The organism is Pseudomonas sp. M5 (genome assembly GCF_016907075.1).
GTDB lineage: Bacteria > Pseudomonadota > Gammaproteobacteria > Pseudomonadales > Pseudomonadaceae > Aquipseudomonas > Aquipseudomonas putida_E.
The window spans coordinates 4,958,471-4,972,443 of sequence record NZ_JAFBBH010000001.1 but is presented as its reverse complement, the minus strand read 5'-3'; the positions used below and the strand labels follow the sequence as shown (position 1 = coordinate 4,972,443).

15 protein-coding genes and 1 riboswitch are annotated in these 13,973 nt (G+C 66.0%); all 15 genes read right to left on the bottom strand.

Annotation, left to right across the window (positions count from 1 at the left end):
* Positions 1-29 precede the first annotated feature (29 nt).
* The 15 genes from JOE27_RS22625 to JOE27_RS22555 all read right to left on the bottom strand — a co-directional run bounded on the left by JOE27_RS22625 (position 30) and on the right by JOE27_RS22555 (position 13,703).
* Positions 30-764, bottom strand: a complete 735-nt coding sequence (locus tag JOE27_RS22625) for an adenosylcobinamide-GDP ribazoletransferase (RefSeq protein WP_119688407.1) — start codon at positions 762-764, stop codon at positions 30-32.
* 1 nt (position 765) lies between these two features.
* On the bottom strand, positions 766-1,335 hold the full coding sequence (gene cobC / locus JOE27_RS22620) for an alpha-ribazole phosphatase family protein (protein ID WP_046787438.1): 570 nt from the start codon (positions 1,333-1,335) through the stop codon (positions 766-768).
* Positions 1,332-2,387: a nicotinate-nucleotide--dimethylbenzimidazole phosphoribosyltransferase gene (gene cobT, locus JOE27_RS22615; protein WP_115272972.1), complete on the bottom strand. Its 1,056-nt coding sequence runs from the start codon at positions 2,385-2,387 to the stop codon at positions 1,332-1,334. The genes cobC and cobT overlap by 4 nt, the downstream gene beginning before the upstream one ends.
* A complete protein-coding gene (gene cobU, locus JOE27_RS22610) occupies positions 2,384-2,905 on the bottom strand; it encodes a bifunctional adenosylcobinamide kinase/adenosylcobinamide-phosphate guanylyltransferase (RefSeq protein WP_046787440.1) in 522 nt (173 codons plus the stop codon). Before cobU ends, cobT begins: the two co-directional genes overlap by 4 nt.
* Position 2,906: 1 nt before the next feature.
* Complete coding sequence (locus JOE27_RS22605) at positions 2,907-4,361, bottom strand: cobyric acid synthase (RefSeq protein ID WP_204920037.1); 1,455 nt, start codon at positions 4,359-4,361, stop codon at positions 2,907-2,909.
* On the bottom strand, positions 4,358-5,350 hold the full coding sequence (gene cobD, locus JOE27_RS22600; RefSeq protein ID WP_174142126.1) for a threonine-phosphate decarboxylase CobD: 993 nt from the start codon (positions 5,348-5,350) through the stop codon (positions 4,358-4,360). Before cobD ends, JOE27_RS22605 begins: the two co-directional genes overlap by 4 nt.
* Positions 5,343-6,251 (bottom strand): adenosylcobinamide-phosphate synthase CbiB, encoded by a 909-nt coding sequence (gene cbiB / locus JOE27_RS22595; protein WP_115272975.1) that lies wholly within the window; start codon positions 6,249-6,251, stop codon positions 5,343-5,345. The genes cobD and cbiB overlap by 8 nt, the downstream gene beginning before the upstream one ends.
* Entirely contained in the window at positions 6,248-6,898 is a 651-nt protein-coding gene (bluB, locus tag JOE27_RS22590) for a 5,6-dimethylbenzimidazole synthase (protein WP_204920021.1), read from the bottom strand. Before bluB ends, cbiB begins: the two co-directional genes overlap by 4 nt.
* Positions 6,895-8,190 (bottom strand): cobyrinate a,c-diamide synthase, encoded by a 1,296-nt coding sequence (locus JOE27_RS22585; RefSeq protein WP_046787445.1) that lies wholly within the window; start codon positions 8,188-8,190, stop codon positions 6,895-6,897. The genes bluB and JOE27_RS22585 overlap by 4 nt, the downstream gene beginning before the upstream one ends.
* The gene (cobO, locus tag JOE27_RS22580; RefSeq protein WP_012313146.1) at positions 8,187-8,798 is read right to left on the bottom strand and encodes a cob(I)yrinic acid a,c-diamide adenosyltransferase; all 612 of its coding nucleotides are present in this window, start codon (positions 8,796-8,798) and stop codon (positions 8,187-8,189) included. The genes JOE27_RS22585 and cobO overlap by 4 nt, the downstream gene beginning before the upstream one ends.
* 118 nt (positions 8,799-8,916) lie before the next feature.
* Positions 8,917-9,137: riboswitch (cobalamin riboswitch) on the bottom strand.
* Between the two features lie 125 nt (positions 9,138-9,262).
* Positions 9,263-9,796: a C40 family peptidase gene (locus JOE27_RS22575; RefSeq protein WP_046787446.1), complete on the bottom strand. Its 534-nt coding sequence runs from the start codon at positions 9,794-9,796 to the stop codon at positions 9,263-9,265.
* Positions 9,797-9,932: 136 nt separating this feature from the next.
* Positions 9,933-10,577 (bottom strand): C40 family peptidase, encoded by a 645-nt coding sequence (locus tag JOE27_RS22570; RefSeq protein WP_046787447.1) that lies wholly within the window; start codon positions 10,575-10,577, stop codon positions 9,933-9,935.
* 126 nt (positions 10,578-10,703) lie between these two features.
* Entirely contained in the window at positions 10,704-11,411 is a 708-nt protein-coding gene (gene hda / locus JOE27_RS22565; protein ID WP_039601502.1) for a DnaA regulatory inactivator Hda, read from the bottom strand.
* A 132-nt stretch (positions 11,412-11,543) separates the two neighbouring features.
* Complete coding sequence (locus JOE27_RS22560) at positions 11,544-12,617, bottom strand: AI-2E family transporter (RefSeq protein WP_119688403.1); 1,074 nt, start codon at positions 12,615-12,617, stop codon at positions 11,544-11,546.
* A gap of 12 nt (positions 12,618-12,629) precedes the next feature.
* Positions 12,630-13,703 carry a DUF2066 domain-containing protein gene (locus JOE27_RS22555; RefSeq protein ID WP_204920008.1) on the bottom strand — a complete coding sequence of 358 codons (1,074 nt, stop codon included), beginning with the start codon at positions 13,701-13,703 and terminating at the stop codon, positions 12,630-12,632.
* Between the last annotated feature and the right edge of the window lie 270 nt (positions 13,704-13,973).

Below are 13,973 nucleotides of genomic sequence, written 5' to 3'. Positions count from 1 at the left end.
AAGAAGTTTCAATTGTGCCAAGCAGCCACTCAAGTCGCTAACGCCAGCCCCAACACCACGGTGAGCTCCAGCAACTCCAGCATCGCCCCGGCAGTATCGCCGGTTGTCCCGCCTAACCGCTGACACATCAATCGTCGCAACCACCAGAACACGCCAAGCGCCAGCGCCATCGGCCAGATCGCGCTCCAGCCGCCCAACACCAGGCACAGCAGCAGACTGCCCAGCAGCACCCAGCCAGCAGCCTGGCGCGGCAGGTGCTCGGCCAGCGCCTGCCCAAGCCCGCCTGGGCGCACGTACGGCGTGCGCAGGAACAGCCCCAGCATCGCAGCCCGCCCGATCACAGGTGCCAGCACCAGCAGCGCACCGGCGCCGCGCTCGACAAGTACCCAAAGCGCACAGAACTTCAGCAACAACACCAGCACCAGGGTGACCACGGCAATCGGCCCGCTGCGCGGATCCTTCATGATCTTGAGCGTGCGCTCGCGATCGCCGAACCCACCCAGCCACGCGTCAGCACTGTCTGCCAGGCCGTCCAGGTGCAGCGCACCGCTGAGCAATACCCACAGCGTCAACAGCAACGCCGCGTGCAAAGGCGCCGGCGCGCCTTGCAACAGATGGCTGGCAAGCCACAGCAGCAGACCGAACAGCAAACCGACCAGCGGATAGCACAGCAGCGAGCGCCCCACCTCACGCGGTTCGGGCATACCGGGCAAGCTTACCGGCAGGCTGCTGAGAAACTGCAGGGCAATCCATAAAGGCAGCATCTCAGTGCACCTCGGCCAGTTGGCCGTCTTCGCCCAGGCTCAGACGTACAAGCGCGCCGTGGCCCACCTCCACCTGCAGCAACTGCTCCTTGGGCAAACCGCGCGCACGCGCCAGCAGCAGGCGCATGACGCCACCGTGGGTGACCAGTAACACCCGCTTGCCGGCATGCTGCTGGTGCAGGCGGGCGACAGCACCCAGCACCCGCTCAGCGAAGGCACTGACGGCCTCACCGGCGGGCGGCGTGTAACTGTAAGGATCGGCCCAGAAACGCCCGAGCTCATCCGCTTGCGTCTGCATGATCTGCAAGGCGCTGCGCCCTTCCCACTCACCGAAATGCAACTCTTGCAGATCGGCCTCGCGCTGCACCGTCAAACCCAGCCGTTCACCCAGCTCATCGGCAAACCGCGCACAGCGCTGCAAGGGTGAGCTGACCAATACGTCCCAAGGGGCGCACTCACCCACGGCACTGCGCATCTGCGCCCAGCCCAGCTCGGTGAGGGCATCGTCCAGGCTGCCGCGCAAGCCGCCACCCTGCTCGGTTTCACCGTGGCGCAGCAGGTCGAGGATCATGCCGGGCGGTCCGCCACGGCTGCTTCGGCAAAGGTCGCCATCTGCCCGTGCAGCACGCAGGCCAGGCGCAACAGTGGCACCGCCAGCGCCGCACCGCTGCCCTCGCCCAGGCGCAGGCCCAGGGCCAGCAGCGGCTCGGCCTGCAAGGCATCGAGCAACGCCTTGTGCCCTGGTTCGGCACCTTGGTGGGCAAACAGCAACCAAGCCCGGCATTGCGGGTTGAGGCGCACGGCTACCAGCGCGGCGACGCTGCAGATGAAACCGTCCACCAGCACCGCAATGCCCTGCTGTGCACAGGCCAGGTACGCGCCGGCCAGGGCGGCGATCTCAAAACCACCCACACAGGCCAGCGCCTGCAGCGGGTCGTCGGCACGCAGACCGTGCAGCACCAGGGCCCGCTCGATCACTTCAGCCTTGTGGCGTACGCCTGCGGTGTCCAGGCCAGTGCCCGGGCCACTCAGTTCGCGCGCCGGGCAGCCCAGCAGGGTGCTGGCCAGCGCCGCAGCAGCGGTGGTATTGCCGATGCCCATCTCGCCACCGATGAACAACTGCGCGCCGCTCTGGGCAGCGCGCAGGACGCTGTCACGGCCGGCTTGCAGGGCTGAGCGCAGCTGCACCTCGGTCATCGCCGGCTGGCGGGCGAAGTTGGCGGTACCGCCCCCCAGGCGCAGGTGGCGGACACCCGGCAATTCCAGATGCGGGTCGATGGTGCCGAGGTCGACCACTTCCAGGCTTGCCTGCAGTTGGCGCGCCAGCACGCTGATCGCCGCGCCGCCGCCGACGAAGTTGCGCAACATCTGCCCGGTCACCGCCTGCGGATAGGCCGAAATGCCCTCCTCGACCACGCCATGGTCACCGGCAAAAATAGTGATGGCCACCTGATCCAGGTTCGGCCGCTCAACCCCCTGCAGCCCGGCCAGGTGCACTGCCAGGGCTTCCAGCTGGCCGAGCGACCCGGCAGGTTTGGTCAGCTGCTGCTGACGGGCGCGGGCCTGATCCATGGCGGCGGTGTCGAGAGGTTGGCAGGCGTCACGCCACCAGGTCGGGTTCATAGAGCAGGTCCTTTGAGCATCAGGGGTAGGCCGGCGACGGTGAGTACCACGCGCTGGCAACGTTCGGCGACGGCCTGGTGCAGCCAACCGGCCAGATCGACATAGCGCCGGGTCAGCTCGCCCATGGGCACTACGCCCAGGCCGGTTTCATTGCTGACCAGAATGATCACGCCGGGCAATTGCACCAGGCAGTCGAGCAGTGCATCGCGCTCTTGAGCCAGGCGCTGATCGTCATCGAGCATCAGCAGGTTGGTCAGCCACAGGGTCAGGCAGTCCACCAGCAGGCAGCGCCCTTCGGCAGCTTCGGCGCGCAGCACGGCTGCCAGGGCGAGCGGCTCTTCGATCAGCGCCCAATCGCTTGGCCGGCGCTGGCGGTGCAGGCGTACCCGTTCGTTCATTTCGCCATCCAGGGGTTCGCTGGTGGCGATATAGGTCACCGGCAGGCCGCTGTCGGCTGCCAACTGCTCGGCCAGGCGGCTTTTGCCCGAACGGGCACCGCCGAGGATCAGGTTGCGCATGTCAGGCGACCCCACAAAGTTTTCGCAGCTGCGCGGTGTCCAGGTGCTTTTCCACCAGGTCGGCCAGGCGCTCGATATCCCGCTCGCGCAGGGCCTCATAATCGATCTGCTGCACGTGCGCCAGGCCCGCCCAGCGCAGCAGCGCTGCGCACGACTGGCGGCCTTCGAACAGCCCATGCAGGTACGTGGCGAGGATCTGCCCGTCGGCACTGATGGCACCGTCGCTGCGGCCATCGGCCAGTTGCACAGCGGGGCGCTGCAGCGCAGGCCCTTGGGTGACGCCGGCATGGATCTCGTAACCGGCCACGGGCGACTGTTCGAGGCTCAAAGCCCCGACAACGTTGCGCAACTGCTTCTCGGCCTCAAGCACCGTGGCGTAATCGAGCAGGCCCAGCCCCGGGCTGGACCCGGCAGGCCCCTCGAGGCCGAGCGGATCATGCACCTCACGGCCCAGCATCTGCAGGCCGCCACAGATACCGATGAGCTTGCCGCCGTAGCGCAGGTGCCGGGCGATGGCGGTGTCCCAACCGCGCTCGCGCAGTTGCGCCAGGTCGCCACGCACGCTTTTGGAGCCAGGCAGGATGATCAGGTCGGCAGGCGGAATCGGCTGGCCAGGGCCGATGAACTGCAGGTCCACCTGGGGGTGCAGGCGCAACGGGTCGAAGTCGGTGTGGTTGCTGATGCGCGGCAGCACCGGCACGATCACCTTGAGCACGCGCTCATCCTTGGCCGCCTGGCGTACATCGATGCCGTCTTCGGCCTCAAGGTGCAGGTCGCTGACATAAGGCAGCACACCCAACACCGGCTTGCCCGTGCGCTGCTCCAGCCAGTCCAGGCCTGGCTGCAGCAGGGCGATGTCGCCACGGAAACGGTTGATGACGAAGCCCTTGACCCGGGCCTGCTCGGTCGGCGACAGCAGCTCCAGGGTACCGACCAGGTGGGCGAAGACGCCGCCGCGATTGATGTCGGCAACCAGAATCACCGGGCAGTCGACCGCTTCGGCAAAACCCATGTTGGCGATGTCACCGGCACGCAGGTTGATCTCGGCAGGCGAGCCCGCACCTTCGACCATCACCACCGGATACGCGCCACTGAGGCGCTGATGGGAGGCCAGCACCGCCTGCATGGCGATAGCCTTGTAGTCGTGATAGGCCACCGCGTTCATGCTGGTGACCGCGCGGCCATGGATGATGACCTGGGCGCCGGTGTCACTGTTGGGCTTGAGCAGCACCGGGTTCATGTCGGTGTGCGGCGCCAGCCGGCAAGCCTGGGCCTGCACCGCCTGGGCGCGACCGATCTCACCGCCATCGGCAGTCACCGCGCTGTTGAGGGCCATGTTCTGCGGTTTGAACGGCACCACGGCCACCCCCTGGCGCAGCAGCCAACGGCACAGGGCGGTAACCAGCGTGCTCTTGCCGGCGTCGGAGGTGGTGCCTTGCACCATGAGGGTGGTCATGCCGTTTCCTTCTGATAATCGGCCAGGGCCTGGGCCAGGCGCTGCTCTTCAGCGGCGCTGGCGGGCAGGCCCAGGCGCACGGCAGGCGGCTGTTCGAACAGGCGCACCAGGATGCCGCGGCGGGCGAGAAAGTCATGCAGGTGCGCTGCGCGCTCGCAGCGTACGTACTGGAACAGGTCGCAACCACCCGCGGGCGCAAGGCCGGTGCTTTTCAGCAGCGTGGCAAGCCGTTGGCTGGCGTGGGCACAGCGCTCGATCTGCAGCGGGTGGGCTACCAGGTCGGCGAAACACGCCTGGGCCAGCACCCGGGTCGGGCCGCTGACGGTCCATGGGCCAAGCAGCTCGGCCAGGCGCTGCAACAACGGCAGTTCGGCCGCCACGCAGCCCAGCCGCACACCGGCCAGGCCGAAGAACTTGCCGAACGAGCGCAGCACAATCAGCCCGGGGCGGTCGGCACAACCGACCACGCTGTGCTCGGGCGTGTTGTCCATGAAGGCTTCATCGACCACCAACCAGCCGCCACGCTCGGCCAAGCGGGCATGCCATGCAAGCAGGCGGTTGGGGGGCACGCGATGACCGGTCGGGTTGTTCGGGTTGACCAGCACCAGCACATCGAGGCTGTCCAGATACGCCTCGACCTGGCTTTCATCCAGCTCGATCAGCTGATGCCCGGCCCGTTGCCAGGCCTGCGGATGCTCGGCATAACACGGCGACAGCACCCCCACGCGACCGCTCGGGCGCAGATGCGGCAGGGCCTGGATCGCTGCTTGCGAGCCCGCTACCGGCAGCAACTGGCCAACACCGTAATACTGGCGGGCCGCCTCTTCGAGGCCGTCTTCGGTCTCGGGCAGTCGCGCCCAGGCGTGCGCCGGGATCGCCGGCACAGGATAAGCCCACGGCGCAATACCGCTGGACAGGTCGAGCCAGGCCTCCCGTGCAATCCCGTATTGCCGTACTGCCCTGAGCAGTCGGCCGCCATGTTCAAGCATTGCAGTAGGCTCCCACGCAGATCACCAGCAACCACAACCACACGCCACGCTGTACCAGGGCCCAGCCGCGCTCGATGGCACCGGCATCGGCCATCGGCCCTTCGCCCAGGCGCGGGCGCTCGTGCAGCTCGCCGTGATACACCGCCGGGCCACCGAGTTCGACACCCAGCGCACCGGCACCGGCCGCCATCACCGGCCCGGCGTTGGGGCTGTCCCACAACGGGCCCTGCTTGCGCCAGCAGGCCAGGGCCAGGCGGGTCTTGCCGAGCAAGGCGTAGGTCAATGCCACCAGCCTTGCGGGAATATAGTTGAGTACATCGTCGATGCGCGCCGCGCACCACCCGAAGCGTTCAAAACGTTCATTGCGGTAGCCCCACATGGCATCCAGCGTATTGCTCAAGCGGTACAGGACCACGCCCGGCGCACCGGCCACGATGAACCAGAACAGCGCGGCGAACACTGCATCGCTGCCGTTCTCCAGCACCGATTCGGTTGCGGCCCTGGCCACGGCCGGCTCATCGAGTTCGCGGGTCTCGCGGCTGACCAGGTAACCGACGCGGCGCCTGGCCTCCTCCAGATCACCCTGGCGCAAGGCACTGGCCACCGGCAGCACATGCTCGCCAAGGCTGCGCAGGCCCAGCGCGCAATACAGCGCCAGCACGTCAACCAGCCAGCCAATGCCGGGCAGCCAGGAGAGGATCAGCGCCACCAGGGTCAAGGGCACCACTGCCAGGAACCAGGCACTCACGCCGTGGCTGCGCCAACCGCGCCCGCCGGCATTCAGGCGCTGCTCCAGGCTCGACGCCAGGTTACCGAAGGCCACCAGCGGATGGCGCCGCTGCGGCTCGCCGAACAACGCATCCAGGGCCACGCCGGCCACGGTCAGCAAGGCGACGCTCATGGGCGCTCCCCCCATTGGTTTTCATACAACATGTCGCTCAAGGGCCGTTCTTCGGCCCAGTTTTCCATCACCAGCATGGGTGCCGGATAGAATTCGGTGACAGGCCCCAGGCACAGCACCGCCACCGGTTTGGCGCCGGCTGGCATCCCCAGCAGCGCGGCCAGTGCCTGTGGGTCGAACAGCGAGACCCAGCCCAGCCCCAGCCCTTCGACGCGGGCCGCCAGCCACAGGTTCTGAATGGCGCAGGCGAGCGAGGCGAGGTCCATTTCCGGCAAAGTCCGCCGGCCGAAAATGTGTGGCTCGCGGTTGTCCATCAACGCCGCCACCCACACTTCGGCGCAGTCGTTGATGCCTTCTACCTTGAGCTTCATGAATGCGTCGGTGCGCTCGCCCAAGGCGTGGGCCGTGCGCACCCGCTCCTGCTCCACCAGCGCCTGGATACGCCCGCGCAGCTCGCTCTGGCTGATGCGAATGAAACGCCAAGGCTGCATCAGGCCAACGCTGGGGGCCTGGTGCGCGGCAGCGAGCAGGCGGCCGAGCACTTCAGGCGCAACGCTGCCGCCGGCGAAGTGGCGCATGTCGCGGCGCTCGCCGATTGCCCGGTAGACGGCCGCGCGTTCGGCATCACTGAAGGCGTGCTCGCTCATGGCCGCAACAGCGCCGCCGCCGCCTCAGGGTTGGAGGGGAAATAGAAATGCACATAGGATGCCGTGAGCCGACCAAGGCGATAGACCGCCTCGTTGCCGCGCCCGCCGTTGGGGCTCTGGCCGCGGGCGATGGGCTGCAGTTCGGTGCTGGTCAGCGAGTGGTGGTAGGTGTGGCCGCGCAGGGTGCCTTCGGGCAGTTCCACAGCCTGCAGGGCCAGCGCCGCCAGGCGTTTCTGCATGGTCGCCTCGCCGGGCAGCAGGCCAAGCAATGCGGCACGCTCGCCGGCCACATCGGTCAGGGCATCGAGCAGGTAAAGCATGCCACCGCACTCGGCCAGCAACGGCTTGCCTGCGCCGTGGTGCGCACGGATCGCGGCGCACATCGGTGCGTTGGCGGCCAGCGCATGGTGATGCAGCTCAGGGTAGCCGCCCGGCAGGTACAGGCTGTCCACGGCGGGCAGCTCGCGGTCGTGCAGCGGCGAGAAGAACGCCAGCTGTGCGCCCAGGTTGCGCAGCAGGTCGAGGTTGGCGCCGTAGGTGAAGGCAAACGCTTCGTCCCGGGCAATGCCAATGCGCACACCCGCCAGCGAGGCGCTGCACGTCGGTACGTCCGGCGCGGCGAATGCTACCGGCGGCGGCAATGCGGCATCGCAGCTGCTGCCCAGTGCTTGGGCGGCAGCGTCCAGGCGCGCGTCCAGGTCATTCAGCTCGCTGGCCTGAACCAACCCCAGGTGGCGGCTGGGCAGCTCGATACCGCGCTCGCGCGACAGCCCGCCGTACCAGCGCAGGCCCTCGGTCAGGCTACCTTCGAGCAACTGCGCGTGGCGCAGGCTGCCGACACGGTTGGCGAGCACGCCAGCGAACGGCAGGTCGGCCTGGTAGCGCGCCAGCCCCAGGGCCAGTGCGCCAAAGGTCTGGGCCATGGCCGTACCATCGATCACTGCCAGCACCGGCACGCCGAAGTGGCGCGCCAGGTCGGCACTGGATGGGGTGCCGTCGAACAGGCCCATGACGCCCTCAATCAGGATGAGGTCGGCCTCACCCGCCGCTTCCCACAGCAGGCGCCGGCTTTCCTGCGCACCGATCATCCACAGGTCGAGCTGGTACACCGGCGCCCCACTGGCACGCTCAAGGATCATCGGGTCGAGAAAATCAGGCCCGCATTTGAACACACGGACCTTGCGCCCCAGGTTGCGGTGCAGGCGGGCCAGGGCCGCAGTCACGGTGGTCTTGCCCTGGCCAGATGCCGGTGCTGCGATCAGAACGGCTGGGCAGTGGCGCGTCTGACTCACAGTTCGACGCCCTTCTGCGCGCGGATACCGGCCTGGAAGGCATGCTTGAGCATACCCATCTCGGTGACGGTGTCGGCCAGCTCGACCATTTCGGGCTTGGCCGCGCGGCCGGTGACGATCACATGCTGCATGGGGGGGCGCGCCTGGATATCGCCCAGCACCTGATCGAGGTCAAGGTAGCCGTGCTTCAGGGCAATGTTCAGCTCGTCGAGCACCACGAACTGGACGCTCGGGTCCTGCAGCAGCTGGCGCGAAACCGCCCAGGCTGCCTCTGCGGCGGCAATGTCGCGCTGGCGGTCCTGGGTTTCCCAGGTAAAGCCTTCGCCCATCACGTGGTAGCGCACCTGCTCGGGGAAGCGCCGGAAGAACAGCTCCTCGCCGGTGCTGTTGCGGCCCTTGATGAACTGCACCACACCACACTGCATGCCGTGGCCCAGGGCGCGTGCGAGCATGCCGAACGCCGAGCTGCTCTTGCCCTTGCCATTGCCGGTCAGCACCAGCAGCAGGCCGCACTCATTAGGGGAATTGGCGATGCGCTCGTCGATGATCGCCTTCTTGCGCTGCATACGCGCCAGGTGACGTTCGTCGCGTTCGGTGGTTTCGCTCATGGGAGTCTCCGCAGGCTGTCGCCCCGCAAAATACGGCGACAGGTCGATAGGCGGGCAGACGGAGAACGCGCAGGAGCCGTGGCCAGATGCCACGGTGCACCGCGCATCACCCTCCGTGATGCCGTTGGCAGTGACAGGCCGGTCTCCGGGCTCGTGAGCGGGCGTTGGCCCGGGCCTGCGCGCCTTCCCGGATACTGGTATCCAGTGGCCGTGCGCGGCTTTTGACTCACCTACCGTTGCGGGGGCAGCGCCGGACTCGCACCTTGCAGGCGCACACCGGCTTCCCAGTTTCACCCTGCCCAGACGGGCTGGCAGGGCACCTGAAACACGCGCGAAGGTTAGAGTGTTGCACCGGGAGCGTCAATCGAAGGGCGGGGATTTCGCTTGAGGGTTCAGGCGCTCTCGATAGGGATCGCGGCCCGCGCGGCGCGCATCGGCCACCTTGCGAGTGGCCCGCTTCGCCATCAGGGGTTCTGTGCCAGGTGCCCCTGAGTAATCACCCGTTTTGCCTGCAGGTAGGCTTTGGACCAGTAGCTGTTGGACAGGTAGTCCAGGCGCACGGTGCCACCGGTGGACGGAGCATGCACGAACCGCCCTTCGCCCACATAGATACCGGCGTGGCTCACCTGCGAGCCACCGCTGGTAGCGAAGAACACCAGGTCGCCCGATTGCAGTGAGTGAACGTCTACGGTCGGCGCACGCATGACGATCATTTCTCGCGTGGAGCGAGGCAGGCTGATGCCCGCCGCGTCCCGGTAGACGTAGTTGATCAAGCCACTGCAATCGAAACCGGAGTCGGGAGTGTTGCCGCCCCAACGATACGGCGTACCCACCAGGCCGATTGCGCGTATCAGCACGTCGTTGGCAACCGGGGACGCTATGGGTTGGCTGTACGGGACCTGTGGCTGTACCACAGGCGCCGGTGCCGGGGCACGGCCGGAGCAGGCGGCAAGCAATGCCACCAGGGAAAGGAGTGCGAAGCGCGCCATCATCACCATGGCCAGAACATCCTGTCTGAGATCGCTGGGCTGCAACCGAAAAGTGTTGAGAATTTAGATTAGACGCATTCTGTAAATGCGCACGGCGACGAGCTTTTCAAGCATCGTCGCCGCGGCAGGGTACATCATTTTGATATCAGTTGCGTGCGATATTGCTCGCTGGCGCCATGGCCAAGGCGCGCTTGGCTTCGATGAAGGTCTTGCTCCAGTAGCGATCACCGAGGTTGTCGATGCGCACACCACCGCTGCGGCGGCTGCTGGAATGGATGAACTGGTTGTCGCCCAAGTAGATGCCGGCATGGCTGACACGGCCACGGCCATTGGTGCTGAAGAACAGCAGATCACCTGGCTTGAGCTTGTTGCGGGCAACTTTGGGCGCATCGACCTTGATCATTTCGCGGGTCGAGCGCGGCAGGTTCATGCCGGCCTCTTCGCGGAACAGATAGCCGATGAAACCGCTGCAATCGAAACCGGACGCCTGCGAGGTACCACCGAAGCGGTAACGGGTACCGATCAGGGACATGCCGCGCTCCAGGATGCTGTCGGCCAATACTGGCAACTGATAAGGCTTGCTGTTGCTGGAGAACGCCTGAAGGTCATCTTCAGTGGCCAGCTCTTGCTGCTCGCCGAATACGGACGATACCGAAGCCTTGGCCTCGGGCGCCGACTGGGAGGCGACCGGGGTGTGATCCTGGGGCTGGGAAACAGGGCCTTGGGCCGCGCAGCCAATCAGCAGGGTCACGAGTGCGAGGGGCACGAGGGGTGCGAAGCGCTTGAGCATGGGCACGACCGTGTCTGTAGTCCTTTAGAAGGGGGAAACTATGCCTTCTATCAGGACCATTTGCAAATTTTATCGAAAAAGATGTGACTTTTTCGTTTTGCCGCTCAAAGCCCCGTATTTAAGGGCTTACCAGCCGAGCGTTTCTTTCAGGAACGGGATGGTCAGCTTGCGCTGCGCCTGCAAAGAAGCCTGATCGAGCCGCTCGAGCAGGTCGAACAGCGCACTCATGCTGCGCGTACCACGGGTAAGGATGAAATGGCCGACTTCGTCGGTCAGGTGCAGGCCACGGCGCGAGGCGCGCAATTGCAGGGCGCGCAGCTTGTCTTCATCAGACAGGCCGCGCATCTGGAATACCAGCGCCAGGGTCAGGCGGGACTTGAGGTCGGGCAGCTTGATCGGCAGTTCGCGCGGCGAGGCCGAGGCCGCCAGCAGCAGGCGCCGGCCGCTGTCGCGCAGGCGGTTGAACAGATGGAACATCGCCTCTTCCCACTCCGCCTTGCCGGCAATCACATGCAAGTCGTCGATGCACACCAGCTCGTACTGCGCCAGGTAATCGAGCAACCCGATGCCCCGGTCGAGCAACTGCGCCAGCGGCAGGTACACAGCGGCTTCGCCACGCTGCTGGAAGCGGTGTGTGGCAGCCTGCAACAGATGGCTACGGCCGACACCCTGCTTGCCCCACAGGTAGATGAGGCTCTCGGTCCAGCCGGCGTCGGCTTCGCACAGCCGCTCGACGTAGCCCAATGCCGCTGCATTGGCGCCCGGATAGTAGTTGATGAAGGTGGCGTCATCGCGCAGGCGCACACCCAGGGGCAACTGGATCGGTGGTTTCATGCTCGCGGGCGGTCGGGGGACCACAGGGGGCCTAGGGTGATCGGTGTGCAAAGTCTATACCCGCAATGCGGGGGGCACAATCGCGAAGGCACGTAGCACAAGCAAAATCAAAGAGTTGCAAGGCAGTCTGGCTTATAGATCGGGGTCGACCTCCCCCGCGTACATGTCCGATTCCTTGTACAGGTCATGCACATGGCGCAGCAGCACCATGACCACTGCCGCCACCGGCAAGGCCAGCAGCACGCCGGTAAAGCCGAACAGTTCGCCCCCGGCCAGGATGGCGAAGATCACCGCCACCGGATGCAGGCCGATACGGTCACCCACCAGCAACGGTGTCAGCACCATGCCTTCCAGCGCCTGGCCGACCATGAACACTGCAACGATACCCAGCATCGGGTACAGATCACCGCCAAACTGGAACAGCCCGGCCACCAGCGCCGCACCGATGCCAATGATGAAGCCCATGTAGGGCACGATGGCCGCCAGGCCGGCCAGCATGCCGATCAGCAGCCCCAGCTCCAGCCCCACCAGCATCAGCCCGGCGGAATAGATCACGCCGAGCGCCAGCATGACCATCAACTGGCCACGCACGAACGCCCCCAGCACCTCATGGCATTCTGCGGCCAGCCCGACCACCTGCGCCTCGCGCTGGCGCGGCAGCAGGCTGCGCAACTTGGCCATCATCAGGTCCCAGTCGCGCAACAGATAGAAGCCCACCACCGGGATCAGCACGAAGTTGGCCAGCCAGGCCAGCAGCGCCAGGCTCGACGCAGTGGCCTGGGACAGCAGCATGCCGACGATGTCGGTGGTCTGGCCCATGTGTTCACTGACGGCGGCCTTGATCTTGTCGAACTTCCAGAACCCGTCGGCCAGGCCCAGGCGGCTCTGTACCCAGGGCAGCGCCACATGTTGCAACCAGTCGAGCATCTGCGGCGTCAGTTCGTACAGGCGCACCAGCTGTTTGGCCAGCATCGGGATCAGGATGAGCAGCAGAATCAGCAGGATCAAGGTAAACAGGCTGAATACCACCACCACGCCCCAGGTCCGCGACAGCCCCATGCGTTCCAGGCGATCGACCAGCGGGTCGGCCAGATAAGCCAGCAAGATACCCACCAAAAAGGGTGAGAGGATGTTGTGCAGGCCATAAAGAAGCAGGGCAATCAGCAGGGCGGCACCCAGCCAGATCCAACGGCGCATATCAGTCATGGTCGCTCTTCCTTACCAGCGAAAACGCAGGCCGTCGAACGGTTTGGGGGCTACGGCAGCCGTTGCAGGTTGCCCTGCCGCAGCCTCGGTTGCGGGTGCAGGCGTTGCCGGGGACGGGACGGGAGGCGCCTGCTCAGCCGGGACTTCCTGCAACTTGGCCAGGCCCAGCTGCGCGCGCAACTGCTCAGCGTTGGCAGTGACGCCGTAGGTCAACGTCTTGCCGTCGGCCATTTGCAGGCGCGGGCCGTAAGGTTCGAGAACGCGGTTCAGCTCAGCGTAACGCTGCAGGTTCGCGCCTTGCACCTGCACTTGCAACTGGCTGCTGGCACCTGGCCGGGTTACGTAACGTGGCGCCAGGCGGTTGCTGACGGCCAGCATCACGGCATCGGCCAATGCGGCCTGGTCAGCGCCTTCGGCGCTATCTTGCTCGCGCTTGTCGCCCAGCCACAACTGCCATTTGCCCTGCCACTTGCCGTCGGTTTCAAGCGCGTGCACTGCCAACAGGGCGTCGGCGCCATAACGCTCGGAAGCTTCGCGCAGTGGCGCCGGGTCGTTGCCTTCGAGCTGCTTGGCGTTGGCCACCAGTTGTTCCTGCAGGTCGGCCAGCGGCAGGCGCAATGGCAGGCCGCGGTGCTGGGCGGCACGGCGCAGGGACTGGGCGCTGGTCTGGCCATCGCCAACCAGGCTGCTGCCCTCGACACTGTCGTTGAGCCACCAGCCGAGGATCGACGGCCGGTTGCTGCCCCACAGCGCCAGCCCGGCCTTGCGCAAGGCCCGCTCGGTGCTGCCCGGGTCGAACTCGACCATCACCGACTCAGGCGGGCCGGCCTCGGTACCGACCTGGTTGATGATCTGTTGCGGGTCCTTGCGCAGTTCGGCCAGCGCCGGTTTTTGCGGCGCCTTGGGGTCGCCGGTCAGGCGCAGCACCAATGTATCGAGTGCCTTGGTGGTGGCTGCGGCGCGGGCTTCAGCGCCCTGCCCTTCGAGCGGTTCGCGCACCTGATAGAGCCCGGCAACGTTTTCGGCCTGGGCGGCAATACTGACCAAGGCAAGGCAGCCGGCTGACAGATAATTGAGAAGACGCATTGAGGATTCCTGTCCAGTCGAGCTTCAAGCTGCAAGCTTCAAGCTGTAAGAAAAAGCAGTCAGAACCCCAACGCTTTCGCTTGCGGCTTGGGGCTCACTGCTTGCAGCTTATACAGAAGGAACTGCATCAACCACCCGCGAGCCTTTTTCAGCAATTTACTGCCCTGCCCGTCGGCCTGAGGATGGCCGCTGCACGGCAACCCTGATAAAATCGCGCGCCTTCACAGACCTCTGACGTTTCAGGCAGCCGCCGCTCCCCAGCCGGCCTTG

Coding starts and splice junctions, on each gene's coding strand:
- JOE27_RS22625 (WP_119688407.1), bottom strand. CDS start 764: ATGCTGCCTTTATGGATTGCCCTGCAGTTTCTCAGCAGCCTGCCGGTA.
- cobC (WP_046787438.1), bottom strand. CDS start 1,335: ATGATCCTCGACCTGCTGCGCCACGGTGAAACCGAGCAGGGTGGCGGC.
- cobT (WP_115272972.1), bottom strand. CDS start 2,387: ATGAACCCGACCTGGTGGCGTGACGCCTGCCAACCTCTCGACACCGCC.
- cobU (WP_046787440.1), bottom strand. CDS start 2,905: ATGCGCAACCTGATCCTCGGCGGTGCCCGTTCGGGCAAAAGCCGCCTG.
- JOE27_RS22605 (WP_204920037.1), bottom strand. CDS start 4,361: ATGACCACCCTCATGGTGCAAGGCACCACCTCCGACGCCGGCAAGAGC.
- cobD (WP_174142126.1), bottom strand. CDS start 5,350: ATGCTTGAACATGGCGGCCGACTGCTCAGGGCAGTACGGCAATACGGG.
- cbiB (WP_115272975.1), bottom strand. CDS start 6,251: ATGAGCGTCGCCTTGCTGACCGTGGCCGGCGTGGCCCTGGATGCGTTG.
- bluB (WP_204920021.1), bottom strand. CDS start 6,898: ATGAGCGAGCACGCCTTCAGTGATGCCGAACGCGCGGCCGTCTACCGG.
- cobO (WP_012313146.1), bottom strand. CDS start 8,798: ATGAGCGAAACCACCGAACGCGACGAACGTCACCTGGCGCGTATGCAG.
- JOE27_RS22575 (WP_046787446.1), bottom strand. CDS start 9,796: ATGGTGATGATGGCGCGCTTCGCACTCCTTTCCCTGGTGGCATTGCTT.
- JOE27_RS22570 (WP_046787447.1), bottom strand. CDS start 10,577: ATGCTCAAGCGCTTCGCACCCCTCGTGCCCCTCGCACTCGTGACCCTG.
- hda (WP_039601502.1), bottom strand. CDS start 11,411: ATGAAACCACCGATCCAGTTGCCCCTGGGTGTGCGCCTGCGCGATGAC.
- JOE27_RS22560 (WP_119688403.1), bottom strand. CDS start 12,617: ATGACTGATATGCGCCGTTGGATCTGGCTGGGTGCCGCCCTGCTGATT.
- JOE27_RS22555 (WP_204920008.1), bottom strand. CDS start 13,703: ATGCGTCTTCTCAATTATCTGTCAGCCGGCTGCCTTGCCTTGGTCAGT.